22 protein-coding genes and 1 pseudogene are annotated in these 24,068 nt (G+C 44.5%); 21 read left to right on the forward strand and 2 right to left on the reverse strand.

From position 1 onward, the window contains the following. Positions 1 to 515: 515 nt before the first annotated feature. From SHAL_RS02855 to SHAL_RS23640, 4 genes and pseudogenes are all read left to right on the forward strand, one after another. A complete protein-coding gene (locus SHAL_RS02855) occupies positions 516 to 968 on the forward strand; it encodes a hypothetical protein (protein WP_012275691.1) in 453 nt (150 codons plus the stop codon). Between the two features lie 106 nt (positions 969 to 1,074). Continuing rightward, positions 1,075 to 1,512, forward strand: coding sequence for a T6SS immunity protein Tdi1 domain-containing protein (locus SHAL_RS02860; protein ID WP_012275692.1), 438 nt, complete (start codon positions 1,075 to 1,077; stop codon positions 1,510 to 1,512). Between the two features lie 94 nt (positions 1,513 to 1,606). Beyond that, complete coding sequence (locus SHAL_RS02865) at positions 1,607 to 1,924, forward strand: hypothetical protein (protein WP_012275693.1); 318 nt, start codon at positions 1,607 to 1,609, stop codon at positions 1,922 to 1,924. A gap of 161 nt (positions 1,925 to 2,085) precedes the next feature. Continuing rightward, positions 2,086 to 2,338, forward strand: a pseudogene (locus tag SHAL_RS23640) (hypothetical protein); the annotation flags it as partial. A gap of 290 nt (positions 2,339 to 2,628) precedes the next feature. Here the strand turns inward: SHAL_RS23640 and SHAL_RS02870 are convergent. Beyond that, entirely contained in the window at positions 2,629 to 3,288 is a 660-nt protein-coding gene (locus tag SHAL_RS02870; protein WP_012275694.1) for a LysE family translocator, read from the reverse strand. Positions 3,289 to 3,693: 405 nt separating this feature from the next. Here SHAL_RS02870 and SHAL_RS02875 point away from each other — a divergent pair, with 405 nt between their 5' ends. The 12 genes from SHAL_RS02875 to SHAL_RS02930 all read left to right on the forward strand — a co-directional run bounded on the left by SHAL_RS02875 (position 3,694) and on the right by SHAL_RS02930 (position 18,568). After that, positions 3,694 to 6,501 (forward strand): hypothetical protein, encoded by a 2,808-nt coding sequence (locus SHAL_RS02875; RefSeq protein ID WP_012275695.1) that lies wholly within the window; start codon positions 3,694 to 3,696, stop codon positions 6,499 to 6,501. A gap of 713 nt (positions 6,502 to 7,214) precedes the next feature. Next, positions 7,215 to 9,245, forward strand: coding sequence for a cytochrome c3 family protein (locus SHAL_RS02880; protein ID WP_012275696.1), 2,031 nt, complete (start codon positions 7,215 to 7,217; stop codon positions 9,243 to 9,245). Between the two features lie 69 nt (positions 9,246 to 9,314). Then, positions 9,315 to 9,743 carry a rhodanese-like domain-containing protein gene (locus tag SHAL_RS02885; RefSeq protein ID WP_041415808.1) on the forward strand — a complete coding sequence of 143 codons (429 nt, stop codon included), beginning with the start codon at positions 9,315 to 9,317 and terminating at the stop codon, positions 9,741 to 9,743. 59 nt (positions 9,744 to 9,802) lie between these two features. Beyond that, positions 9,803 to 10,588: an FKBP-type peptidyl-prolyl cis-trans isomerase gene (locus SHAL_RS02890; protein WP_041415809.1), complete on the forward strand. Its 786-nt coding sequence runs from the start codon at positions 9,803 to 9,805 to the stop codon at positions 10,586 to 10,588. A gap of 117 nt (positions 10,589 to 10,705) precedes the next feature. Continuing rightward, on the forward strand, positions 10,706 to 11,419 hold the full coding sequence (locus tag SHAL_RS02895) for a tetratricopeptide repeat protein (RefSeq protein ID WP_012275699.1): 714 nt from the start codon (positions 10,706 to 10,708) through the stop codon (positions 11,417 to 11,419). Between the two features lie 61 nt (positions 11,420 to 11,480). Next, complete coding sequence (locus tag SHAL_RS02900; protein ID WP_012275700.1) at positions 11,481 to 12,191, forward strand: 4Fe-4S dicluster domain-containing protein; 711 nt, start codon at positions 11,481 to 11,483, stop codon at positions 12,189 to 12,191. A 2-nt stretch (positions 12,192 to 12,193) separates the two neighbouring features. After that, positions 12,194 to 13,141 carry an NrfD/PsrC family molybdoenzyme membrane anchor subunit gene (gene nrfD, locus SHAL_RS02905; protein ID WP_012275701.1) on the forward strand — a complete coding sequence of 316 codons (948 nt, stop codon included), beginning with the start codon at positions 12,194 to 12,196 and terminating at the stop codon, positions 13,139 to 13,141. A 172-nt stretch (positions 13,142 to 13,313) separates the two neighbouring features. Further along, positions 13,314 to 13,802, forward strand: a complete 489-nt coding sequence (locus SHAL_RS02910; protein WP_041415812.1) for a nitrous oxide reductase accessory protein NosL — start codon at positions 13,314 to 13,316, stop codon at positions 13,800 to 13,802. 54 nt (positions 13,803 to 13,856) lie between these two features. Continuing rightward, complete coding sequence (gene nosD, locus SHAL_RS02915; RefSeq protein WP_012275703.1) at positions 13,857 to 15,176, forward strand: nitrous oxide reductase family maturation protein NosD; 1,320 nt, start codon at positions 13,857 to 13,859, stop codon at positions 15,174 to 15,176. Between the two features lie 92 nt (positions 15,177 to 15,268). Next, positions 15,269 to 16,177 (forward strand): ABC transporter ATP-binding protein, encoded by a 909-nt coding sequence (locus SHAL_RS02920; RefSeq protein ID WP_012275704.1) that lies wholly within the window; start codon positions 15,269 to 15,271, stop codon positions 16,175 to 16,177. A 1-nt stretch (position 16,178) separates the two neighbouring features. After that, positions 16,179 to 17,009 (forward strand): ABC transporter permease, encoded by an 831-nt coding sequence (locus tag SHAL_RS02925; RefSeq protein WP_012275705.1) that lies wholly within the window; start codon positions 16,179 to 16,181, stop codon positions 17,007 to 17,009. A gap of 275 nt (positions 17,010 to 17,284) precedes the next feature. Then, positions 17,285 to 18,568, forward strand: coding sequence for a winged helix-turn-helix domain-containing protein (locus SHAL_RS02930; protein ID WP_012275706.1), 1,284 nt, complete (start codon positions 17,285 to 17,287; stop codon positions 18,566 to 18,568). Positions 18,569 to 18,817: 249 nt separating this feature from the next. Here the strand turns inward: SHAL_RS02930 and SHAL_RS23190 are convergent, their stop codons facing one another. Then, positions 18,818 to 18,985, reverse strand: a complete 168-nt coding sequence (locus tag SHAL_RS23190; RefSeq protein WP_190273618.1) for a hypothetical protein — start codon at positions 18,983 to 18,985, stop codon at positions 18,818 to 18,820. 127 nt (positions 18,986 to 19,112) lie between these two features. Here SHAL_RS23190 and rbsD point away from each other — a divergent pair, with 127 nt between their 5' ends. From rbsD to rbsK, 5 genes are all read left to right on the forward strand, one after another. Beyond that, the gene (gene rbsD, locus SHAL_RS02935) at positions 19,113 to 19,532 is read left to right on the forward strand and encodes a D-ribose pyranase (protein ID WP_012275707.1); all 420 of its coding nucleotides are present in this window, start codon (positions 19,113 to 19,115) and stop codon (positions 19,530 to 19,532) included. 17 nt (positions 19,533 to 19,549) lie between these two features. Continuing rightward, positions 19,550 to 21,055, forward strand: a complete 1,506-nt coding sequence (gene rbsA / locus SHAL_RS02940; RefSeq protein WP_012275708.1) for a ribose ABC transporter ATP-binding protein RbsA — start codon at positions 19,550 to 19,552, stop codon at positions 21,053 to 21,055. Further along, positions 21,052 to 22,026: a ribose ABC transporter permease gene (gene rbsC, locus SHAL_RS02945; protein WP_012275709.1), complete on the forward strand. Its 975-nt coding sequence runs from the start codon at positions 21,052 to 21,054 to the stop codon at positions 22,024 to 22,026. The genes rbsA and rbsC overlap by 4 nt, the downstream gene beginning before the upstream one ends. A gap of 99 nt (positions 22,027 to 22,125) precedes the next feature. Beyond that, a complete protein-coding gene (gene rbsB / locus SHAL_RS02950; protein ID WP_012275710.1) occupies positions 22,126 to 23,025 on the forward strand; it encodes a ribose ABC transporter substrate-binding protein RbsB in 900 nt (299 codons plus the stop codon). A gap of 124 nt (positions 23,026 to 23,149) precedes the next feature. Beyond that, entirely contained in the window at positions 23,150 to 24,067 is a 918-nt protein-coding gene (gene rbsK / locus SHAL_RS02955; RefSeq protein ID WP_012275711.1) for a ribokinase, read from the forward strand. Position 24,068: the final 1 nt, after the last annotated feature.

Genomic DNA, 24,068 nt, shown 5'->3' on the forward strand with positions numbered 1-24,068 from the left:
ACCTATCAGGCTACGCCTGACCTTTAAGTTAGACTGCGTCTAACAATTAATGTCGTGGTGCTTCGCCCACACCCGAGCTAAGGGGGAAAGCGCTTGTCCCCCTTAGCAAACCCTCAGCGCCCCAGACGAAGTTACATGCATTAGATACGGGCCTCATACTCCAATGAAAATCGCCTAACGGCTCAGATGGGACGTCCATGTCCCTCCGAGCCTGAACCATCATCCATGATGGTTCCACGGCATTTTCATTTGCGTATTTCACAACTTCGATGGGGAATAGGTGTTTTCTGTGAGTTCAGTATTACGCCGAGCTTATCAGCAAACCAGTTGCTATAAAAAGCATATAATTCTGTACGGGTAATGCCTTTTTTGTTTTTGTGTTATCTTTTAAAACAATAAGTTATATTTTTGCGTAGAACATTATCAAGACGCACTGATAATATTTAAAAATGCAGCAGCGATAACAATGTTAGCGCTGCTGCTGTTTAATAAGACGTTATATTTCGAGGAAACGTATGCGCAAAATTCTAGTTTTATTTATGTTATTTAGTCTTAATAGTTTTGCGTTCGAAAATGACCAATGGAAAATAAATGGTAAGTGGGATTGCTCACCTGAGGCAAATGGTGAAATGGCACTCATTAGTATTGTCGAATATCGTACTCAAGACATGAGCTTCACGCATAATGGCAAGGTTACTTTTATACAAAAAGATGGAGTCGAATCTATTTTAGAATCTACCACCGTAGGTACTTTTCAATTAGAGTATCTTACAGTTAAAGAGCAGATAGACTCAATAGAAATAGCAATAATTAAAGATGAGACAGGTTTTCTTACGGGTGCCGAAGAAAGCCTGAGAAAAGCTATGTTAGCTGACACAGCGTCAACTATTACTAAGTCTATAAATGAAAATCGTTGGGTTCAAATTAATAGTGAAACCAACGAAATTACGGTGTGTAAAAAAATATAACAAGCTGTTAAATCAGGACAAAATACTGTTGCTGTTTTTCGTTCCTCAACAATTTTAGCCCATTAAATTTTGCCCATTAACGAGGGCGTTATGCGTAAAGGAAGTCATGAGAATCATTCAGGCAGTTAAAGAGTCATGGGGCTGGGTCGGGATTGACCCTATCGAGATCGTAGGACAAAACGATTTCGGAAATCTTATGATTGAGGATTCAAAGGGTCAGTACTGGCGGCTATGCCCAGAAGACGTCTACTGTGAACTTGTTGCCAAGAATAGAGAAGATCTTGATCGCTTATCCACAGATCAAGAGTTCTTGGAAGATTGGTACATGCAAGCGTTGGTAGAGCAAGCTAACCAACATCTTGGTCCGCTTAGCGAGGGAGATAAATATTGTCTCGTTACACCCAGTGTTCTCGGTGGCGAGTACGCTATCTCTAATATTAAAACGGCACCACTAATTGAGCTTGTACGTTTCTCTGGTGATTTGGCCAACCAAATCAAAGACCTCCCCGACGGCGCTCAAATTCAACTAAAGGTGGTAGATTGAGCACGCATAACAAGTGCATGTTGTTCGCCCACTTCGTGGACTGTGACCTCCGCACTGCGTGCTCCAAATGCAGGCGTTAAGCGTAAGGAAACATATGAACGCAAATGAATTTGTCCAGAATTTCAAGAAAGAGAAAGATTACTGTCTTGAACTTTATACATCTGGCGAGCCAGCTACTGCAGTATCAGAACTGATAAAGCAAATGGGGCTTTCAGATCATCAGCAGGAGAAAATGAATGCGGTAATTGATGGAATACTCAATGACGTATTCTACTCAATTTTGTTAGGTTTGGATGGTTGCGGAACAATTGGAGATATTCAACACACATACAAAATTCATGATGAAAACGGCAGTATCATCTCTGAGTGCGGTGACCTTGAAGCTGAAGCATGGGAGCCATTTAATGAATAGTGTGCAATCGCTTAACCATAGACACCCAAGATAAATGGCATGTTTTGTAGCCTCTTATTAAGCTTTAGTTATTGCTGAAGTAGGAGGTGGTTATGCTTCTCCTTGTAAGCCTATCCCAGAAGTACGTTTATTAGTTTGGAACTTTCTACTTAACAAGAAGACCGTATTACCATTGTTGTAGCCGTGTGGTTCGGCTTGCCCGATTCTTTGCTATAAAAGAGTGTGTGGTGATGACAAATACACAGGTAAGAACTATGACCATCGCCGTGGATGGGTTGAGGAACAAATATTGAAGTTAACGGAAGCTATTTGTGGTTGATGTCGTATCCTATGCACTCTTGGTGACAGAGAGGGAGTGATCATCAGCATGTGACACTTACTATTGCCCTTGAAATAACTAATATCTGGCCAGACTGAGAGTCTATTCGCGCGAAGGTAGCTAAAACATCAGGAATGTCAGACTACATCAGCACACAACAACGAGTGAATGCAGCTCTTAAGGAGGTGCTGCCCGCCAAGCAGTTGCTTTAATTGGTAATGAAAAACAGTATCAACCAAAAGGGATTTATCTTTCAGTTCAATTAATTCTAGTTGGTCATTAAATTTCTAGGCTGAGATGGGGCTTAACCTTTTGCAAAGTGGAAACTATTGGTTGGCTAAAGCATGGAGCGATAGCCAACGGTGGTTTTCCAACTAAGCATTTATTATACGTTTGATTTAGTAAACGCGGCCTTCACGATTGTAAAGCCGACTAAGCCTAAAATAGCACCAGTTGCTTTATCAATATAATAAGCCAGCTTAGAAAACTTGCTCCTGACTTTATCGCCAGACAAAAAAATCACAATTGCTGAATCCCATATAAACACGATGGAAGTCATCCAAATTCCCAGCATGATTTTAAATGTAAGGCTTACATCTTTAGTTAACACAACCGTAAATAAGCTTAAATAAAATAGAATGTTTTTTGGGTTTAAAATTGCAGACATAAAACCAACAATAAACTCCTTGAAAAAAGTGGTCTCATTATGATCCCCACGATTGACTTGAGAAGACAAACCAGCGTAATCGCTTTTTTTTGCACGTAAGGCTTGAATTGCTAAATATATTAAAAACAACCCTCCTGCAATTTTTAGCCCTATCATAATATATACAGAACTTGCTAATAATGAACCCACGCCAATTAAGCACAATGCTATATATAATGCATTTGCAATTGATATGCCCAGCGCGACTCCTATGGCTTTTTTGCTTTCATTTTTAACGGCACTCTTTACAAGGATAACAAAATCAGGGCCTGGGCTAATTAATGCTAAAAAATGAGCAAAGGCAACAGTAGCAAAAATCCCTATCAAGCTTATGTCCATCTAAAGTGACTCCATAAAAAAACACAAAAATTACAATAAAAGATAACAGTGTATTAGCGCTAACTTCGATAATAGTCTGCGGGGGATTAGCGGTATCTCGTCTGGGTGAAGAGTCATTTATTTACAATGATATTAGCAAGTTACCACTAAGGTTGTTTTTGAGCAATGCCTTTTGGATGGGGCCATGAAAATTTAGATAATCGAGATTACCTTTCCTCGTTAAACGGCAGAGATTGCTGTTAAATACCATAGTTTCAAGCTGTTAGTAGTGGTTAGTAGTGGTTAGTGGTGTGGCGCAACCTCATATCCCTACGATTTTTATTCGCATTTTATTGTGCACAGAGATAATCTTCGGTCGCTTTATCTATTTGTTTTCTTATTCTATTCCACCGCCAAGGATGCCGTATGGCCCAGTTTGATAAGTATGTTTCCATCGTTGTCGATCCAAGTTCTGCAGAGAGTATTGCCAATGCACTGGCCGAGTATCGCCAGCGCCTAGAGAACGGTTCGGCGTTTCGCTTAACCATGAACCTGTTACTCAATGTGCAGTTTATTAAGCCTGACGGCAGCGCTTTGACTTTGGACGATGCTGGGAGTAACCACGCTTTGGTAGAGCAGGCCATTAATGCCTGTCGCGATGAACAGAAGTTGAGCTATATCAGCGAGCCTGTGTTGTTTGGTGCTGCGTTAAACTTCTCCGAGTTGATACCTGCGGTGGTTGAAACGATTGAAGCTTTGGTGGCGTTTGCTCGTAGCCGTAACGATTCTAACGATCTCTGGATAGATGACTGCAACGCGCTCGGTATCGAAGCCTTGTATATGCTGATAGAAAGCGATGCTTCTTATAGCCCGCTGCTAGGTCGCTTCCTTGTGCCTTACTGGGATACCCAGACCATGACTGCACCGCTGTGCTTGCTTAGCAATTTAGTTAACAAGCATGGCTGGAGCCGTGATTTGATCAAGGCTTATGTGTGGTGCGATGGGGCTGAGGTGCGCCGCTACTTCTATGAAAGCGACTCTTTTGAAGATGAGGGTTATAACGCGGCGCAGCCAGACTTGTTAGCGCACCTACAATCTCACCCTGACGATTACAGCTATTTTAAACATGAGCTATTAGCGCGATTGCAGATCAGCCCTATTTTGGTGTTTGCTGACGAGTCGACCTCTCTAGCAGAGATGTTGTTTGAATATTATGACAGCATGGGCGTTTGGTCTGTGGGATGCGAGCGCTGGGAGCTAGAAGAACAGCAAGAAGAGTGGCAAGACAGGGTAAAGCAGCAGCTTATTTGTGGCGCTAAAGTTGAAGACGAAATCATAGCGTTGGCGGCAACGCTCACTGAAACTCGCAACGAGTCTGAGTATTTCTCGGTAGCAGAAGCTCAGTTAAATGGGCTTGATAACGCTTATCAGGTTTGGATGGAGCCGGCTGAAGTTGAAGCAGAGGAAGAAAGTGAACAAGAATCCCTGTCTGAACTAGCACAAGTAGAGCCGATTTTGTGGGATGAAAAAAGCGGCCGTTCATTCTTTAGCTGTCTCAACCCAAGACTCGAACTGCTGACGCAAAACCGTCTTGAGCGCCTGAGTGATGAGCTTGGTTATCGCGGTGGTCTAGAGATTGTTGAAGCCTTACCTTATATGCCGCTGCATCTAGGTAGTAGTGCTTATCTTGCACATAGGTTGCTCCAGCAACCAAGTTTTGCGGAGCGTGATGCGATTGAGCAATGGCTTGAGCTGCACTTGAGTAAGCTACTCACTGATTTTGTCCTCAAGTATTGCGATGTAGCAGAAGCTGATACTGAGGTGTTACGCCAGTGGCTGACGTATGTAGAAAAGTCTGGTGTTGGCTCTGATGCTGAAGCTACTCAACAGAACGACGCAGAAATGATCGAGCTGGTGCGCGCTGGCATGGCAAAAGATGGAGGTAAGTCTGGGCCTGAAATTAGCGCGAAACAGGCGGCTTATTGGACCTTGTTTAACTATGATGGTGGTCAACGCTGCATGTTAACCACCTTGTTATTACAAAGCGCGGGTAAACTAAATCAGGGTGAAGGTTCTAGCCCAGTCGTGCAGCTAGCCAAAAGGCACTGGCAACTCTGGCTATCGATTGCACCCCAGCGAGTGATAAATCGCATTGTAAAATTTAAGGCCGATTACCCGCTTTATGCCGCGATTAATGATCAAGATACCGAGACTGCTTTATTCAATTTATTGCATCAACATGGCGTATCTGAAGCCATGCTTGAGGCTTTTACTCTGATGACAGATCAACAAGTCGCTGATTACCGCCCAGCCGATCCTAGATTTGCCCGCCGCTACACTGACAAAGTTGCGCAATATGCGGCATTAGATAGTGCAGATACCAGCATGATAGGGCGTCAGCAGCTAAAGCAATTTGAGACGCTATTACAGCAACTTGAGTATTGCCGTGAAGATCAGGTTTTGGAATTTTTTCAGCATGTTAAGGCGGTTAACCCTGAGATTGAGTTACCGATAATGCCGATGTTTGAAGCGGCTTTAATCAATACGCTAAAAGAAGATTTTGACGATGCTACCGCGCAAACTGTGTATGACAAACTGATGGCCTATCTTGTCAGCGGTGAAGGCTTACAGGAGTTGAGCCCACAGGCGCTGAAATTATCAAAACTTCAGGGGTGGAACCCCTATCCTATGTATCGCGGCAAAGTGGGGCCTGCCGATTTTGTCTGGCTGCTGCCAAGTGAAATGGCAGAGCATTTGACGCTGTTTTTAGCACAGTTAGGTAAGCGTGGTCTGCACTGGCTGGGTCGATGCTCTGTGGAGGAGGCCTATGTGACCTCTAGAATCCAAAGCGGTGAAATCACAATGGCAGAGCGTTGGAGTCACTGCGAGGTCGGCAATGAGCGCCATGGAGATTGTGATATGGACAGTGCACTGGATGTGGCTAAACAAAGCTGGGCATTAAATTGGCTCGACAGGGCAGGAGTACCGGAAACATCGCTAGTGTACTTTGCCGTACACGAGGGCTACGAACAGCAGGAGTTTGTACTCAGGTTGGCAGCTGAAAACCGCTTGCCGGATATGCAAGATAGGCTGACGGCGAATGAACGAGTGCAACTACTCGAGATGCTGCAAGGCGCTGAGTCACTGACCGACATCACTGCACAGAGCTTCTTGCAGGACTGTTCTAGCGCAGTAAAACAGTTGGCGGGAAAGTTATTTAGTAACCGCTCTTAGTTGCTGACAGTTCTGGGTGGCTTTATTACAGCTGTTATTATAACAATGCTGTGATTAAGCTGTAATAAAGCCATCCTCTGCAATCATCTTTAAAAAGGCTCAGTCTAATTTAAATTTATGTCTAATTTTAATCTTAAGCACTACGAGATAACGTAAACCTCCTCACAGCTTTCTGTGCATCATCTCGATGCCAATCTACTCTGAAGGCTATTAGTCTTTTAGTCCCTTAACCCCTCCCTTAAAACACCTTGAAAAGGTCTTTAGTACCCTATTGGGGCGGTGAGCGGCTATCCATTCTATATTTCGCAGCAATCCACCGTATTACACCTACCTCTTAATAGCTACCAGGGGGCGATCCCTTATGTCACCTTACTTTGCGTTAAATAAAACAGCGCAGACTTACGCTGTAAGTGACCGATTTTGCAACTTTTTTGCGATTCAAAAAACGTTAAGTTGTGATTTTTATATCTAAAAAGATCTATAGATAACTATTTAACCTACTGTTTTTTATTGTAAATGTTGTTTTTATATCTAATCGGTTCTGATGCTTTTTTAAGTGTGCTGTAGCGCAGATTTTTACTGTTTTTTATGTGGAAAATAGGCGTCGCTCAGATGTTTAGCTCAATCGGTGAACGGTTAGATTTAAAAAAGTGTGTTTTAGAAACATGCTAAAAACAGTGAAAAAAATAAAATAATATAAGTAGGAGTGAATGATGAGACGCTGGAAACACAAGGTAGCATTAAGCGTGCTGTTTTGTTTTGGTGCCATTGCCAATGCGAACGCTGCTGGAAAGTACGATAGCATCCCTCAAATGGGAAAAACGGCTAAAGAGTCGATAGCTAACTATCAAGGAACAGAACAGATCAACGGCGTTAAAACGCTGCAAGATTATATTGTACAAGAGGATGAATTATTCGATTTCCTATTCGAAAACCATCCAATGTTTAAATACCAGCAATCTGGAAACTTAGTGGGTGATTACCACATCAGTGACCGTGGTGAAGAGTATTTAGATACGGGCCACAGCCCTGCATATAGTAAAGGTGTTGGTAAGCCTCGTGCGGTGCAGTACCGCCTAGGTGCTAAATCTATCTTAGATTATCCAAACAACTTCGTTGGTCCTGAGAAGTGTGCTGAATGTCATGCGACTCAATATGAAAAGTGGCAGCGCTCGCGTCATGCTAAAACAATTCGTTTCCCTGGCGAACACCCAGAAGTGGATAACGACATTGAAAAAACCATGTACAACACTAAAGATACCTCAATCTTACCTGACGGCATTACGCCAGATGCTATCTATGCAACTGTTGGTACACCGCGTACCAAATATGGTTTCATCGATTCTTGGTTAGTACGTGGTACTTATCATATTGAAGGCGGTCTATTACGCGACGGCACAGGCAAGATGGTTGCTGGTGCTAACCAGTTCTCTCGTGGTTGGGCTGAATGGCTAACCCCTGAGATGTCTAAGAAAATTAACGATGTTATACCTGACTTCCCAATAACTCTAGAAGGTTTTGGTGCGTCTGGTTCTCATCAGCAAGGCATGAGTTCATACGGTGCTAAATATCGTACAGAAATGCTTTTCCAACCAGCAAGCTCTTACTGTGAAATCTGTCATACGTTTAAGTTTGACTTCCAGAGTAAGGAAGAATTCTTTGATGCCTTAGGCGATCCGAAGAAACTTCAAGAGCACACGATTTCTCGTGGTATTGCTTGTGAAGAGTGTCATGGCGCAGGTGGTCACTTAGATGGTGGTACTGGCGGCATGCAGTCTAACTGTGAACGTTGTCACCAGCGTTTCCAGTATGACCCAACTCTTCAAGATACACCTGAAGCACAAGAGAAAGGCGAGTATGCCTTTGGTGTGAAGATGAAGTCTCTATGTCCATCATGTGGTACTGAAGGTTCTCAGATGTATAACTCTGAGCACTACGAGAAGGGCATGCGTTGTACTACATGTCACGATCCGCACGAAGTGACTGACGGCTCTTGGATGTCTGGTTTTACTACACCAAAGCTTAAGAAAGACTGTAAAGACTGTCATGAAGCGCAAACACTGATTGCTGAGAACTCAGATACTCACAACCAGCAAACTTGTCAAAGCTGTCACATGCCTAACATGGGTAGCTGTGAAAACTTCAAGGCATTGCAGTTCCCTGACCAAGCTGGATTTGACGCGGTACGTAAGTCTCACATGTGGAAGATTGAAGTCGACCCAACTCTGAAGACGTTGAACCCGCCTGAAGGTGAGTCTCGTGCTGGTGGCCCAAGCGGTGTTAAAGGTTGGACTGTTGCTAAGAACGAAGAAGGTCGCTCATACCTCGACTTAATGTGGTCTTGTGCTCGTACCTCAATCTCTGACCACGATGTGGTAGAGAACAAGGGTTGTCACAGCCAGTTCCAGTCTGAGCTTGAGAAAGGTCTACATTACGAAGATCAGTTAGAGATCTACGGCGAAGTAATGAAGATGCAAACTCCAGTTAAGGAAGTTTTCACCAAAGTTGAACAAGCTCTTGTACGTATCGATCAGCTATTAGAAGTCACTAAGTTGTCTGTTGAAGACAAGACTCAAGTGCTAATGCTAGCAGAGAAGGCACAAGAGACTGTTGATCTAATTAAGAAAGATGGTTCTTGGGGTGTTCACGGTTTCCGTTATAGCCAGAAGCGCCTAGATGCTGCACTTACGTATGTTACGCAAGCGCAAAACATTCTAGATGGAACAGGTTACGCAGCTAAGTAAGCCGCCTAACTTAACCGCCTCGGCATGCATTGCACTGCGATAATTGCCGAGGCAATAGAGAGAAAGATTATGAAAAAAGCACTTGGTCAAATTCTTGTAACCTTCACTTTACTTGCTAGTTCAGCAAGCTGTTTAGCAGGTGGTGGCTCTGACATGGCACCCGCTCCGCGCTATGAGCACCAGCTTCACACGATTAGCATGATGGAAGCTGAGAGTCTAATTGGTAAAGAGGGCGTGTACTTTTTCGATGTTAATACATTGGAGTTGTGGGCAGAAGGCTATATTCCAGGTGCTATTTATTTCAACGTTAAAGATTGGAAAAAATTACTGCCTGCTAATAAAGACGCACTGATGGTCTTTTATTGCGCAAACCGTCTTTGTAACGCGAGTGAAGTCGCAGCACATCATACGATGAAGATGGGCTACACCAATGTTAGACAGATGCCTGATGGTATTTATGGATGGCGCCTCTCTAACCGAGTAACAGAAAGACCGTAACAGCTGGATGTTGGATACAAGAGTTAAACGCAAATTGTTTATTTAAAGAGATGATAATTATGAAAAAATTTACAAAAACCACCCTAGCTGTTGTGACTGGTTTTACTCTGTGTATGTCTGCCAACGCCATGGCGCAAACAGAGCTTACATCCGAAGTACAAAAAGAGTCTTACAGCATTGGCGCTTCATTAGGTAAGTACATCTCGGGTCAAATTTATAACCAAACTGAACTTGGCGCAGAAGTGAATGTAGACCTTGTGATTGAAGGTGTGGTCGATGCGCTTAAAGATAACCCAAGGTTTTCAGACGAAGAGATTTTAACTTACCTCAATCAGCGTGCTGAGCAGTTAAACACAGCCAGAGAAGCGGCTGAAGCTAAGTTAGCATTGGAGAGCTTAACTGCGGGTAACGAGTATCTTGCTGAAAACAAGAAAAAAGAGGGTGTTAAAGAAACGGCATCTGGCTTGCAGTATGAAGTCATAAGCGAAGGTGAAGGTCGTAAACCTGATCCTCAAGATGTGGTTACTGTGCATTACAAAGGCTCACTTATAGATGGGACTGAGTTTGATAGTACTTATGAGCGTAATGAACCAAACCGTTTTGCCTTGATGAGTGTTATTGAAGGCTGGCAAGAAGGGATCCCACTAATGAATGAGGGATCGACTTACAAATTATCTATTCCAGCAGCGCTTGCCTATGGCGATAAGCAAGTTGGCATTATCCCGCCTGGTTCGGTTTTAGTGTTTGAAGTCGAACTGGTTAAAGTTGAAGCGCCAGGCCAAAACTCTCATGGCATGGGCTTAAGTGGCATGGGCATGGGCGGCATGATGGGCGGCGGTCACTAATAGTATGTACTCACTTAACTCATACCGTTGCTAGCGTACATGGCGCAGGTCACTTGAGTTAACTGAGCAGTTTAGATCTGAATTGTAGTTTGTTTGTGTCGTTTGTAGAGAGTCACTATGAATAGTTTAGCTATCGGCATTGCTGTCACCCTATGTGCAGTTATCACTTTAATTTTGCGTCATCATCACTCTTGTCAAAAGCATGGTGTAACGCTGGTAGCTAACTCCTTTAACGATGACCAAAGCAATGAACAGGCTGATATTAAGGTTGCCGCAGGGCTATCTGTGGTGCTCTTTACATCGACACTTTTAATTTACTCACAAATTGGCCATTTCGATGGTTGGAATAAGGGAGTGATAGACGAAAATATTGATTATCTGATCACCGCAGAGATCAATAAAAACGCAAAGAAAGTAAATGAGCAACCTAGTAATCAAATTGCATTATTAAATTTGGCTCAATCCTATGTGGATGGCGGCCTGTATAACGAGTCTGTACAAACCTTCGATGAACTACTCAAACTCACGGGTGATGATGCCGGCATTTTGGGAATGAAAGCCAATGCCATGTATTACCGCGACAACCGTGAAATGAGTTTAGACATTGATTTGGTTATCGCCAGAGCCCTGGCGCTCGACGAATATGAGCCGCAATCTCGGCTGTTACTTGCGACCCACGCTTACCTAAATGGTGAGTTTGAACCAGCCATCGAGCAATGGCTGAAGCTACTCGAAAGTGACAACCAGAGCATTAACCGAGCCTCAATTAATAATGCAATTTATAGAGCCGAGCAAAAAATAGCTAATCGTTCAGTGGCTGCATCTGAGTAGAGTCACGTAAACCTAATAAGTATAAATATATCAGCAAAATAGCTGATAGCTGGAGGATGCTGTGAGTGAAAATATAGAGAGACGGAGGTTCCTTAAGTGCTTAGGAGCCAGCTCTTTGATAATAGCGCCCTTAGGGTGCAGTTCTGTCAAAGAGGGTGAGTCAGATGCAAACAAGCCCCATTATGCGATGGTGTTTGATCAACATAAATGTACCGGCTGCGGCGAGTGTAAGGAGGCCTGTAATTTAGCCAACAACTTACCAGAAGGTAAATCTAGGCTGTTGATGGAACAGCATTCTGGTGCGGTAGAAGGTCAGCCTTGTCCACACTGCGGTAAAACAGAAGAATGTGGTTGTGAACGTAAGTTTGTCCGCGTGTCGTGTCAACAGTGTAAGAATGCTCCATGTGTCACCGTATGCCCTACAGGCGCGGCGCACCGTGATGAGAAGACTGGCATTGTGACCATGGACGCGAGTAAGTGTGCTGGTTGTAAGTACTGTATTGCGGCTTGTCCATACGATGCGCGTTTTATTAATAAAGAAACCGATGTCGCTGACAACTGTGATTTTTGCTTGAATAGCAAACTTGCCATTGGTGAGCTACCTGCCTGTGTGCAGAAGTGCCGTTATGATGCACTGATTTTTGGTGATGTTAACGATCCGACATCCTATATCAGTAAGCTATTACGAGTTAAAGACTCTGTGCGTATTAAGCCAGGGTTTGGTACTGAACCAAGCTTACGTTACATACCTATTGTTAAGCAGGGAGTATAGATATGGACGGAAATATTGAGTTTACAATGGGGCTTTCCGAGGGCCTTGCATGGCCTTGGCCCATTGCTGTTTACTTGTTCTTTGCCGGGATCTCGGGTGGTGCGCTAGCCACTGCGCTATTCCTGCGATTCTACAAAAAGCAGACAACCAATACGCCATTTTATAAAGCGGCAGCATTGATCTCATTGGTAACCATCAGCTTAGGTATGTTGTGTTTGGTTCTCGATTTGACCAATCCGCTGTTCTTCTGGCGAATTTTAGTTTTCTATAACCTAAATTCGGTAATGTCTATCGGTGTTATCGCGCTGTCGGTCTACATCCCGCTGGTCGCATTAATTTGCCTATACGCATTCGAAGAAGAGATCCGCTCGGTACCTGCGCTTAAAATGCTTGTACCTTTGGTTGATAAGCTTCAGGGCATTCGTCGTCCATGTGAAGTCACTGTACTGGTACTAGCACTTGCTGTCTGTGCTTATACAGGCTTCCTTATCTCGGCTTTGATCCGTTTTCCTATCATCAACACCTCTGTACTACCGGCACTATTTATAGCCTCTGGTATCTCAGCGGGTGCTGCAGCAGCCAAAATGCTTGCGGTATCGATGTTTAAAGAAGACTTACATAGCCAAGATATGAAGTTACTGCACGGTGCAGAATGGCCAATCATGATTGCTGAAATACTATTCATCTTCATGATAGTGACATCACTAATGACGGGTAATGCGGGAGCACAGAGTGCATTTACTGCTTTCCATACCGGAGAGTGGGCTGCGGTGTTCTGGTTTGGTGTTGTGGGTCTAGGTTTTGGTGGTCCACTATTGCTTAACTTTGCTACGGGTAAGTCATTTAGCCATTCAGCTAAAGCATTCTATCTATCGGGTGTATGCGCTGTTACCGGCATGATGTGTCTGCGTATGTTTATCCTGTACGCAGGTCAAAACTTTGCTATCTAACCTTAGGGTCGGTAGCTGAGTTCAATTGGTTCGCTCCTAATACGCCGTCCCTGCAGGGTAGGTATTAGGAGTCGGATCTGTTGAAATCATATACTCTCACCTTGTTCGCTTACCTCCATGGGTTAGCAAGGTGACGAGTGCCTCTTCTGAGTCACTTCAAGTTGGAACTTGTATGAAAAAACTGATGCTCATCTTGTTATTTGTCCCGCTAATGTTTGCTTGTAGCCAAGGGGACGCCGTTTCACAATCAGCAAAAGCGCAGGCAATTCATGAGCATGAACGTTGTCATCTATGCGGCATGATGATCAAAAAGTACCCAGGGCCCAAAGGGCAATTGGGTTTGAAGAATGAATCGATAGTGCCAAAGTTCTGCTCCACTCGAGACATGTTTAATTTTGCGCTACAGCCTGAGAATAAGCGACAGATCACGTATCTCAAGGTGCATGATATGTCGGTTGCAGATTGGGAAAATCCTGACGATAACACCTTTGTTGATGGTGCCTCTGCTTGGTATGTTTATGGTACCAGTAAAAAGGCGGTGATGGGTCCTGCTGTTGCGTCTTTTGCCACAAAAGAAGGTGCGACTCAGTTTGCACAAGAGTTTGGTGGTGCAGTATTAACCTATGAGCAGATCACTATTGAACTACTGGCTGGCGAATAGCTAGAAAAAGCGAGTTGATTTAGGTTTGATGATTAGTGAAGGTGGTATTAAGCGATGAACATATCACTGTTAAACGTTGTTAGCCGGGCAAGTAGAGCCGCTATTTTTCGCCTGTTTATATTGGCTGTCACTCTTGGTTATAGTGCTAATAATTACGCTGAGAACCTGTCAGTGTCTAGTACTGAAGAGTTAAAGCATGCACTAACTCATGCCAAATCGGGGGATAGAATTATTCTCGATACTGGACGTTATCAAGGCCCACTTCAAATTCATCAGTCGATTATTCTTTCAAGCCTTGGCGACAGCATCATAGATGCAAATGGTATAGGCAGTGCCATTAAGGTATTTGCGCCAAATGTTGAGATCTCAGGCCTGAGAATTGAAAACTGGGGCAATGATCATTACGAGCGTGATGCAGGAATTTTAGTTGAGCCTGGAAATCATGGGCTAAGAATTCATAATAACTCTCTGACTGGCAATGGTTTTGGTATTCGCGCCGATGAGCTAAACGATATAAAGATCCACAATAACGTGATTGTGGGCAATAGCAGCCTATACATCTTAGATAGAGGTGATGGTATCCATCTGCAACATGTTATCGGTGCTGAAATATGGGGCAATACTATCTCGCAGGTCAGAGATGGGGTTTACCTTGAGTCTGGCAGTAAAAGTAAAGTGTATGCAAATCAACTTTTCGACCAGCAGTATGGTATCCACTATATGTATACCACCGATGACGAAGCTTTCGATAACCAAAGTTATCAAGTTGATGGTGGTTATGCACTGATGGACTCGAAACGTATCTACCTGCACCGTAATCAGGTTTGGGATGCGATTGATTTTGGTATCTTGCTCAATATGACCAAAGACTCGTTGGTGAAGTCTAATCGGGTCGAACAGATTATTAATCGCAGCGAAAACCAAATACAGGGCCAAGAAGGTAAAGGTATTTTTGTTTACGGCGCCCGAGACAACACCATTATTAATAATCGCTTTGCCAACAATGATATAGGCTTCTATATGGCCATGGGCGGCGAGGGCAATCAGGTTTATGGTAATCAGTTTATTGATAACTTTTCCCAAGTTAAATATGTCGGCGATGTCTTGCTGGAGTGGAGTCAAACTGGTCGTGGTAATTACTGGAGTGGATACCTAGGTTGGGGTCACAGTTCCGATGATGTAGGCAACACGGCTTACCGTCCTAATGATAATATAGATAAACTGTTTTGGCTTTATCCTGAAGCTAACTTCTTGATGGATAGCCCTATTGTTGTAGTACTTCGCTGGGTGCAGAGTCAATTTGAAATAACAGAGCCTAGCGGCATAGTCGATAGTTTTCCCCTGTTAACGCCTAATCCCGCATTTGACTATTAATAGGCAATGATTAACAAACTGGCAGTAAATATCAGCCATTAGGCGATTTTTTTGCCCTAGAGGCTTGGCTATTGGGCATGTTCGGAGAATCAATGAATCCTTGTTTAGCAGTATCAGCGCGTCATATCTCGCATCAGTTTACCGATTTTACCGCCCTTAATGATGTCAGCTTTGAGGTTGAACGTGGACAGACTATGGCCTTGTTGGGTCATAATGGTGCGGGTAAATCTACCCTGATTAAAATTCTGTTAGGTCTGATCAAACCCACTCATGGTGAGGTGAGTATTTTGGGGCAAGATTTGGCTCGCTTAAGCGATCGCGCCGAGCTGAAAATTGGTTACTTACCCGAGAATGTCAGCTTCTACGACAAACTGACGGGCAAGGAGATTTTAAGTTACTTTGCGGCGCTTAAAAGAGTCACTAAATCACGAGTTGGCCAGCTTATCGAAGAGTTTGGACTAGAGTACGCCCAAGACAGAGCGCTGAAGACTTACTCGAAAGGGATGAAGCAGCGCCTTGGCTTTGCCCAGGCGATTTTGTGCGAGCCAGAGCTATTACTATTAGATGAGCCAACGGTGGGCTTAGACCCTGTGGCCTCGCTGTTTCTTTACGGCAAGATTGACCAGCTTAAGCGCCAAGGCTGCGGGATCATCGTCTGTACCCATGAGTTATCGCTGATTGAGAACAACATCGATATTGCGCTGATTTTAGCTAAGGGTAAGAGCCTAGCGAAGGGCAGTCTGGCCGAGCTTAGGCAAAACAGTGGTCTTAAAACTCGGCTGACATCGCCTAATTTGGCGATGTGGGTAGAGCAGGAGCCAAGGCTGGCTCCCTATTATATCGATGATGCGCTGCTGCTGGATGTCGACTCTAAGGCTAAGGTGCTGCAGCTATTAATGTCTGAGTGCCAGCGGTTTGATTTCAACCTTAAAGAGCCGACTCTGGCCGATATTTATCACCTGTATATGGGTCAATGCGCTCAAATCGAAGTGGTGAGTTAATATGATGAGGCAATCCCCGGTGATGGTTATCGCCAAAAAAGAGATCAAAGATAGTCTGCGCAATCGTTGGGTTATTTTTATTTCATTAATATTTTTGATTTTGTCTCTGAGTGTGACTTTTGCCGGAAGCGCAGTAGCCGGACATCTGTCTTTGCCAGAGATCGACACTTTGATGTCGAGTCTGTCGACGGTTTCGGTATTTATAATCCCCTTAGCAGCCATGTTAGTGAGCTATGACGCCTTTGTCGGTGAAGATGAATCTGGCACTCTGCTGCTATTAATGTCATACCCGATTAGTCGGCTGCAGATCTTATTGGGTAAACTATTGGGTCATAGCCTGATCATGAGTGCGACTAGCTGTTTTGCATTCGGGTTAACCGCAGTGTTACTGCTAATCTTCGGTGAGGCTTATGAGTCTCAAGTGATACTAAGCAAGTTTGCGCAGTTTATCTTTAGCAGCATCTTGCTTGCCATCACCTTTATTTTACTGGGCTACATAGTGAGTCTTAAATCGACAGAAAAAGCCAAGGCGGTGGGCAGCATTTTGTTTGTTTGGTTTCTGTTTGTGTTGATTTACGATTTGATACTGCTGGCGATATTAGTTGCTGATCTGGCCTTTATGAATCAGTACATGATCAACTTTCTTATTGCGCTAAATCCAACGGATCTGTATCGCGCGGTTAACTTAATCGGTTCAGATGTGGCTAGCGGCAGTCTTGCGCGACTCTCCTCATCGACCATGGGAAAGCTTGGCTTCTATTGCGCCATGTTATTGTGGATCTTGGCACTGCTGGCTATCGCCAATCGAGTCTTTCAGCGTCGAACTCTGTGATTATAACGACTTAGCCTAGTCGATGTCGTCTTTCTATACCATGAGTGATGAGTCCACTTTTTATCCTGTTAATAGGGAAGGAAAGTGGACACTTGTATTCAATGTTGGATGCAGAGTTCCATTAAAATGTGAGATATGTGAACGTAAACAAGCAGATCGGGATTGGTTGATTTGATTTTCGGCGGAAATCACATTTTTAATAATTTATTTTAGTAAACTAACATTAAGTTTCGTTAATATCTCAATTGTAGTTAACTGATTTAAAGGAGTTTAAGGTGCATAAAGTTACTCCTTATCTGGAGTTGGATGAAGAGGCAAAACAATTAATTGATCATGCGAACAACACAACCATCACTTTGACGGTATCTGAGTCCGCAGTTTTACATCGATTGATCCTCGCAATTAGTTCGGTATGCACTAAAGAAGAGTTACTGGCTGCAGGTTGGCCCGATCGTGTCGTTGCCGCCACTTCGCTAACTCAATGTGTTAGTACTCTAAGAAAGAAACTTGAACCTTATCCTGAGGTGATGCTGAGAACGATTGCGGGTCGCGGCTATCAGCTTAATGTATCGGCTCGCTCGCATATTAAGATGTTAGCGGTAAATGATGCTGAGTCTATGCGTGCCGCTATTGTCGATGTCTCTCTTTTGGTGAAAATCAGTGGTATCGTTATTGCGATACTCATCTGCTTATCTCTATGGTATTTCAGTGATTATCACGGCGTGATTAAAGCCAAGAACAGCTGGGATGCCGATAAGAAAATTGAGCTGAATATTGGTGGCACCAAACAAGACGTGCAGCTTATTCATAAAGAAGATGTTAGCCACTTACATGCCTCCATGTGGCAAAAACACCTTGCTCCAGAGTCGAATCATTTAACCGATATTAATCAATTTAAGGGCTTTGCGGTCACCGATGGTAATTACTACTCGATGGCTGTGTGTCCTGAAGCTAGCGGCTATGGCTGCTCAGGAAAAGGCTTAATCAATATCACTGCGATTGATCTGACGCCAGCTGGCTTAAATATGCAGAATTTTACCGAGCTGAGCCATAAGATGGAACAGCGCATCCGCTATAACCGAGTCATTATTCCCCATGACGAGCCCGGTACCAGTGGCTTTATTGAGCATCATTATCACGCAGATGTTTATTTTCCTGTTCAAGGTAATATGTTGGTGCGCTCAGACATCAGTCTGTCACTTATCTATGATGGCGAAAACAGCGGTAAGTTTTATTCTGCAGCTTGCGTAACCGATGAAGAGTGCAAGACGACGCCTATCAAGTATAAGATCAAGGGTGACTTTAAACAGTACCGCGAGCAGATGAATGATCTCGATGTGGATGTTTTTCACGTTAAGGTCAGTCAAAAAGAGTTAGTTAAGCCTGATCAAGTGAGTTCATCTGCAATGCACTTTTACCGTGAGATCCGTAAACACGAGATCATCGATAGTGACCTGTATTTCTATCGTATATACAAAGATGCAGATACCGCCGTCTGGGTGGTACCGATCCTAGGCAACTTAGTTGCTTGGTATGAATATGACAAGGTGAAGCTTTAATAGCTGTTAAAGCAGGTCCTAGGTTAAAAGCAGGTCCTAGGTCCTAGGAAAAGCAGGTTAAAACCAAGACGGAACAGCCGGAAAAGCCGGAAAAGCTGAGACGGGAAAAGCCGGGTAAAGCAAAAGCTAAGAAGTGGTAAAGGTGGTGCTTTTGGCTTTTGTTGTTCCTAGTAGGGCGTAGCCCGTCCTCGCAGCGAAGCGCCCTAGGATCTAGCCCCTTCTTTTAAAAACCTCATTGTAGGTTGGCATTTATGCCGTCAAACGAGATAAATCAAAGGCAAAACAGTTAACGCTGTTTTGCCTTTTTTGTATCGTTTGACCGAGCGCTAAAGCCAGAGCTCCCCCTTTACTCACCTCTTTACTCATCACTCCCCCATCGATCGCAGGCATTTCTGTTAGATCCTTCACAGATCTCATTCTTGCTTCATGCAATATCGAAACGTTTCGATTAGTCTTGTCCTGTCTTATCGAAACGTTTCGATCGAATGGCTTTGCGGTAAAGAATATCTGCCGTGATGCATATAAAAATACTTTAGGTTGATAGATGAACAAACACGCTTTGCTCAATGCAGATATGAATTACCTAGTAGCCACATTGGGGCATACCGATGAGGTCGCCATTTGTGATGCTGGCTTACCGATCCCTGCTGCAGTGCAGCGCATCGATCTGGCTCTGACCCATGGCGTACCAAGCTTTATTGCTACCGTTAAAATCTGGCTAGCAAGCTCACAAATCGAGGGCGTTGTGTTGGCGCAAGAGTTTGCCGATGTTAGCCCTGAGTGTCATCAAGCGCTATTGGTTGAAATCGAGGCAGAGCAATTAGCAACGGGCCGTACCTTTAGTATTGAATACGTTAGCCATGAAGCGTTTAAACAGCGCACTCACAATAGCCGCGCGGTGATCCGTACCGGTGAGTGTACGCCCTATGCCAATGTGATTTTTAAAACCGGTGTTGTATTTTAAGCTTATCGGAGTCACGTATGACCCAAGCAATATTGCAGTTACAAGCGATTGAAAAGTCTTTCCCCGGGGTTAAAGCCCTAGATAAAGCTAGCTTAAATGTTTATCCAGGCAAGGTGATGGCTTTGATGGGAGAAAACGGCGCTGGAAAATCGACATTAATGAAAGTACTCACCGGGAGCTATAACTTAGATGCTGGCCGTATCGTCTATCAAGGTAAGGCGCGCTCCTTCGATGGTCCGCGTGATTCACAGCAAGCTGGCATTAGCATTATCCATCAGGAACTCAATCTTCTGCCTGAGCTAACCATCGCCGAAAATATCTTCCTTGGGCGTGAAATTACCTCGCGTTTTGGCCGCATACTTTGGGATGAAATGAATGCTCAAGCTGCGGCGTTATTAACACGCTTATCTGTATCTCATGCACCGCAAACATTGCTTGGCAAGCTGAGTTTGGGCGAACAGCAGATGGTTGAAATTGCCAAAGCTATCTCGTTCGACTCGAAAGTGATCATCATGGATGAACCCACCGACGCGCTCACCGATATTGAAACTCAATCGCTGTTTAAAGTGATTCATGAGTTACGTGAGCAAGGCTGCGGTATCGTTTATATCTCTCATCGTATGCAAGAGATCTTTACTATTTGTGATGCGGTGACAGTGCTTAGAGATGGTGGCTTTATTCATGAGTGTGCGATTAGCGACATTAATGAAGATCAGCTGATTGAGCGCATGGTGGGCCGTAAATTGGCAGAGCAATATCCGCGTATCGCCAATACACATCAGGGCTGTAGACTCGCCGTTAGCGAACTATCGGGACCTGGGGTTGAAAACGTCAGCTTTACCCTTAACCAAGGTGAAATATTAGGTTTTTCTGGACTAATGGGCGCAGGGCGCACTGAGTTGATGAAAATCATCTTTGGTGCTGGCGCTAAAACCCAGGGCCAGATAACGCTAAATGGCTGTGATATTAAGATCAATAACCCACAGCAAGCACTTGATGCCGGTATTGCTTATATTTCTGAAGATCGCAAAGGCGATGGCTTACTGCTAGAGCTGTCGGTCAAAGAAAATATGTCTATTTGCGCATTAGCCAAGTTAAGTTCTGGGCTACAACTGCGCCACCGCGATGAAATGGCCGAAGTCGACCGTTTTATTGATGCCTTTAATATTAAAACTCCAAGCCGCGATGCCCGCATTGGTAACTTATCTGGCGGTAATCAGCAAAAAGTGTCAATCGCCAAAGGCTTAATGACTCTGCCGCAGGTGCTTATTTTAGATGAGCCAACTCGTGGTGTGGATGTGGGAGCGAAAAAAGAGATCTACGATCTTATCAACCGCTTCAAGGCTCAAGGCATGAGCATCATTTTAGTGTCATCGGATATGCCTGAACTATTGGGGATGTCGGATCGTATTTTAGTTATGCACCAAGGCCAGATCAGTGGCGAATTTGATGCCGCCCAAGCAGATCAAGAAACTATTCTTGCTTGTGCAGTCGGTAAAACATTAAACAAGGATATTGCATGAGTCAGTCAATTACAGCGCAGCCATTTTATAAGCGTATTAACAAAGAGTGGTTGATTGAGCAAAAATCGCTTATAGCCCTGTTTAGTCTTATTTTTGTGGTCTCTTTGCTGAGCCCTAACTTCTTAACCGTTGATAACTTCCTTAATATTTTACGCCAAACTTCGATTAACGGAATTATTGCCGTTGGCATGACTATCGTTATTCTGACTGCGGGTATCGATTTAAGTGTCGGTTCGGTTTTGGCCCTAAGTGGCGCAATTGTCGCGACCTTAATTGGCATGGATGTGCCAGTCATGATAGCGCTGCCAGTGGCTTTGATTGCTGGCGCGGCGTTAGGTGCTATCAGCGGCATTATCGTTGCCAAAGGTAAGGTGCAGGCCTTTATCGCAACGTTAGTGACCATGACACTGCTGCGCGGCGTGACAATGGTATATACCGATGGTCGCCCGGTGCCGACAGGTTTTAGCGAAACTGCTGATAGCTTTACATGGCTGGGAACGGGCTATGTGCTGGGTATTCCTGTGCCAGTTTGGTTGATGGCTATCGTGTTTACTGGTGCATGGTACTTGCTTAACCACACCCGCTTTGGTCGTTATATCTATGCCGTGGGTGGCAATGAGTCTGCAGCGCGCTTATCGGGTATTGCGGTTGATAAGGTCAAGATTGCTGCCTACGCCATCTGTGGTTCAATGGCCGCACTGGCTGGCATTATCGTGACGGCGCGGCTGTCTTCGGCGCAGCCGACCGCGGGTATGGGCTATGAGCTTGATGCGATTGCAGCCGTGGTCTTAGGCGGAACCAGCTTAATGGGTGGCAAGGGTCGTATCGTCGGTACCTTAATTGGTGCACTGATTATTGGATTCTTAAATAATGCGTTAAACCTGCTGGATGTCTCGTCTTATTATCAGATGATTGCTAAAGCCAGCGTCATCTTGTTAGCGGTACTTATCGACACTAAGCAAAAAGCGTAATTTCTGATTAGCAGGGCGTTTGTCGTTCCTGCTTTTGTTCTGAAAGTTCTTATCATTTTAGAGCCTACTATCATAAAGGCTGGATATTGAAAGGCGATTATGAAACAACCTATTAACAAGAAAGTGTCAGTGATGTTAGCGGCAGCGCTACTGTCGAGCTCGGTATCTTTTGGCGCTAGCGCCCAAGATGCCATCGCTATCGTGCTGTCGACGATGAATAACCCTTTTTTCGTGACCATGAAAGATGGTGCTGAAGCCAAGGCCAAAGAGCTTGGGTATAAGCTGATTGCACTGGACTCGCAAAACGACCCAAGCAAAGAGCTGGCAAACGTTGAAGATCTCACCATGCGCGGTGTTAAGGCTATTTTGATTAATCCGACCGATGCAATGGCGGTGACTAACGCCATCCGCACCGCTAATCGGGCCAATATTCCAGTACTTACCTTAGACAGAACCGCAGAACGCGGCGACATTGCCAGCCATATCGCATCAGATAATATTGCCGGTGGTGAATTAGCTGGGCAGTTTATTGCCGACACCTTAGGCGCTAATGCCAAGGTGATTCAGCTTGAAGGCATTGCGGGTACTTCTGCCGCTCGTGAGCGTGGTGAAGGTTTTAGCAATGCCGTTAAGGCTCATAGCTTAAATATGTTATCTAGTCAGCCAGCGGATTTTGACCGCTCAAAAGGCTTAAACGTGATGGAAAATATGCTTGCCGCCAATGGCGATGTGCAGGCGGTGTTTGCCCAAAATGATGAAATGGCCTTAGGTGCCCTACGCGCCATTGAAGCGGCGGGTAAAGAGGTGATGGTGATTGGTTTTGATGGCACCGATGAAGGCATTGCTGCTGTAAGACGAAATCAGTTATCGGCAACCATTGCCCAGCAACCTGAACTACTCGGCGCCACGGCTATTGTGATGGCCGACAAGATCTTAAAGGGCCAGCAGGTTGAAAAATCGATTCCTGTTGCGTTAAAAATCATTACTGCAACACAGTAATTTTACTCATAATTTGTCACACTAGTGTGCTGCGCCTTTTGAACTTGATTCAAGGCGCGTTTTGCTCTGAGCCCAACATCATAATCGGTTGGCAGCGACTCAGAGAACATCAAGGAATATGTAAATGTCTCAGTTAATCGTTTTAGGCAGTGTGAATGCCGACCATGTACTGCAAGTTGCCTCTTTCCCGCGTCCGGGAGAAACCTTGCATGGTTACAATTACCAAATTATCCCAGGTGGTAAAGGGGCTAATCAGGCCGTTGCTGCTGCGCGCCTAGGTGCTGATACTGGCTTTATCGCTTGTGTGGGAGACGATGGTTTTGGTAGAAACATCCGTCATACCTTTGAGCAAGATGGTATGGAGGTGTCGGCTGTACATATGGTGGAAAATACCCCAACGGGCATTGCGATGATCCAAGTGGCCGATAGTGGTGAAAACAGTATCTGTATTGCTGCCGCCGCTAATGATGCATTAACGACAAAGGTTGTTGAGCAGCACGCCTTGAAAATCGAGCAAGCACAGTACTTGCTGATGCAGTTAGAAACGCCACTGCCGGGTATTGAGCTTGCCGCTAGCATTGCTAAAGCCCAAGGAACTCAGGTGATATTGAATCCAGCGCCTGCACGTAGTCTGCCTGATACTTTACTGGCGATGGTTGATATCATTACTCCTAACGAGACAGAAGCTGAGCTATTAACTGGAGTCGCGATTACAGACGCCGATAGCGCCGCTCAAGCTGCGAAAGTACTGCACGATAAAGGCATCGTTACTGTGATGATCACCTTAGGTTCAAAAGGCGTGTATTTAAGTGAGCAAGGTGAAGGTAAAATTATTGCGGGCTTTAAAGTACAAGTGACCGATACTACCGCTGCCGGTGATACTTTTAATGGTGCCTTTGTTACGGCACTGCTCGAAGGCCAGACAATAGATAAAGCGATTGTGTTTGCCCATGCTGCGGCGGCGATCTCAGTGACCCGTTTTGGCGCACAAACTTCTATTCCAACACGGGAAGAAGTTGAGCAGTTCTTAGCTGCGCACTAAA

This window comes from Shewanella halifaxensis HAW-EB4, from assembly GCF_000019185.1.
In the GTDB taxonomy this organism is placed as follows: Bacteria; Pseudomonadota; Gammaproteobacteria; order Enterobacterales; family Shewanellaceae; genus Shewanella; species Shewanella halifaxensis.

Excerpts from the sequence above, each read along its gene's own strand:
- nosD (WP_012275703.1), top strand. The coding sequence starts at position 13,857 with ATGAACATATCACTGTTAAACGTTGTTAGCCGGGCAAGTAGAGCCGCT.
- rbsD (WP_012275707.1), top strand. The coding sequence starts at position 19,113 with ATGAACAAACACGCTTTGCTCAATGCAGATATGAATTACCTAGTAGCC.
- SHAL_RS02895 (WP_012275699.1), top strand. The coding sequence starts at position 10,706 with ATGAATAGTTTAGCTATCGGCATTGCTGTCACCCTATGTGCAGTTATC.
- SHAL_RS02875 (WP_012275695.1), top strand. The coding sequence starts at position 3,694 with ATGGCCCAGTTTGATAAGTATGTTTCCATCGTTGTCGATCCAAGTTCT.
- SHAL_RS02890 (WP_041415809.1), top strand. The coding sequence starts at position 9,803 with ATGAAAAAATTTACAAAAACCACCCTAGCTGTTGTGACTGGTTTTACT.
- SHAL_RS02910 (WP_041415812.1), top strand. The coding sequence starts at position 13,314 with ATGAAAAAACTGATGCTCATCTTGTTATTTGTCCCGCTAATGTTTGCT.
- SHAL_RS02870 (WP_012275694.1), bottom strand. The coding sequence starts at position 3,288 with ATGGACATAAGCTTGATAGGGATTTTTGCTACTGTTGCCTTTGCTCAT.
- SHAL_RS02925 (WP_012275705.1), top strand. The coding sequence starts at position 16,179 with ATGATGAGGCAATCCCCGGTGATGGTTATCGCCAAAAAAGAGATCAAA.
- SHAL_RS02885 (WP_041415808.1), top strand. The coding sequence starts at position 9,315 with ATGAAAAAAGCACTTGGTCAAATTCTTGTAACCTTCACTTTACTTGCT.
- SHAL_RS02920 (WP_012275704.1), top strand. The coding sequence starts at position 15,269 with ATGAATCCTTGTTTAGCAGTATCAGCGCGTCATATCTCGCATCAGTTT.
- rbsC (WP_012275709.1), top strand. The coding sequence starts at position 21,052 with ATGAGTCAGTCAATTACAGCGCAGCCATTTTATAAGCGTATTAACAAA.
- rbsB (WP_012275710.1), top strand. The coding sequence starts at position 22,126 with ATGAAACAACCTATTAACAAGAAAGTGTCAGTGATGTTAGCGGCAGCG.
- nrfD (WP_012275701.1), top strand. The coding sequence starts at position 12,194 with ATGGACGGAAATATTGAGTTTACAATGGGGCTTTCCGAGGGCCTTGCA.
- SHAL_RS23190 (WP_190273618.1), bottom strand. The coding sequence starts at position 18,985 with ATGAGATCTGTGAAGGATCTAACAGAAATGCCTGCGATCGATGGGGGA.
- SHAL_RS02880 (WP_012275696.1), top strand. The coding sequence starts at position 7,215 with ATGAGACGCTGGAAACACAAGGTAGCATTAAGCGTGCTGTTTTGTTTT.
- SHAL_RS02865 (WP_012275693.1), top strand. The coding sequence starts at position 1,607 with ATGAACGCAAATGAATTTGTCCAGAATTTCAAGAAAGAGAAAGATTAC.
- SHAL_RS02860 (WP_012275692.1), top strand. The coding sequence starts at position 1,075 with ATGAGAATCATTCAGGCAGTTAAAGAGTCATGGGGCTGGGTCGGGATT.
- rbsA (WP_012275708.1), top strand. The coding sequence starts at position 19,550 with ATGACCCAAGCAATATTGCAGTTACAAGCGATTGAAAAGTCTTTCCCC.
- SHAL_RS02855 (WP_012275691.1), top strand. The coding sequence starts at position 516 with ATGCGCAAAATTCTAGTTTTATTTATGTTATTTAGTCTTAATAGTTTT.
- rbsK (WP_012275711.1), top strand. The coding sequence starts at position 23,150 with ATGTCTCAGTTAATCGTTTTAGGCAGTGTGAATGCCGACCATGTACTG.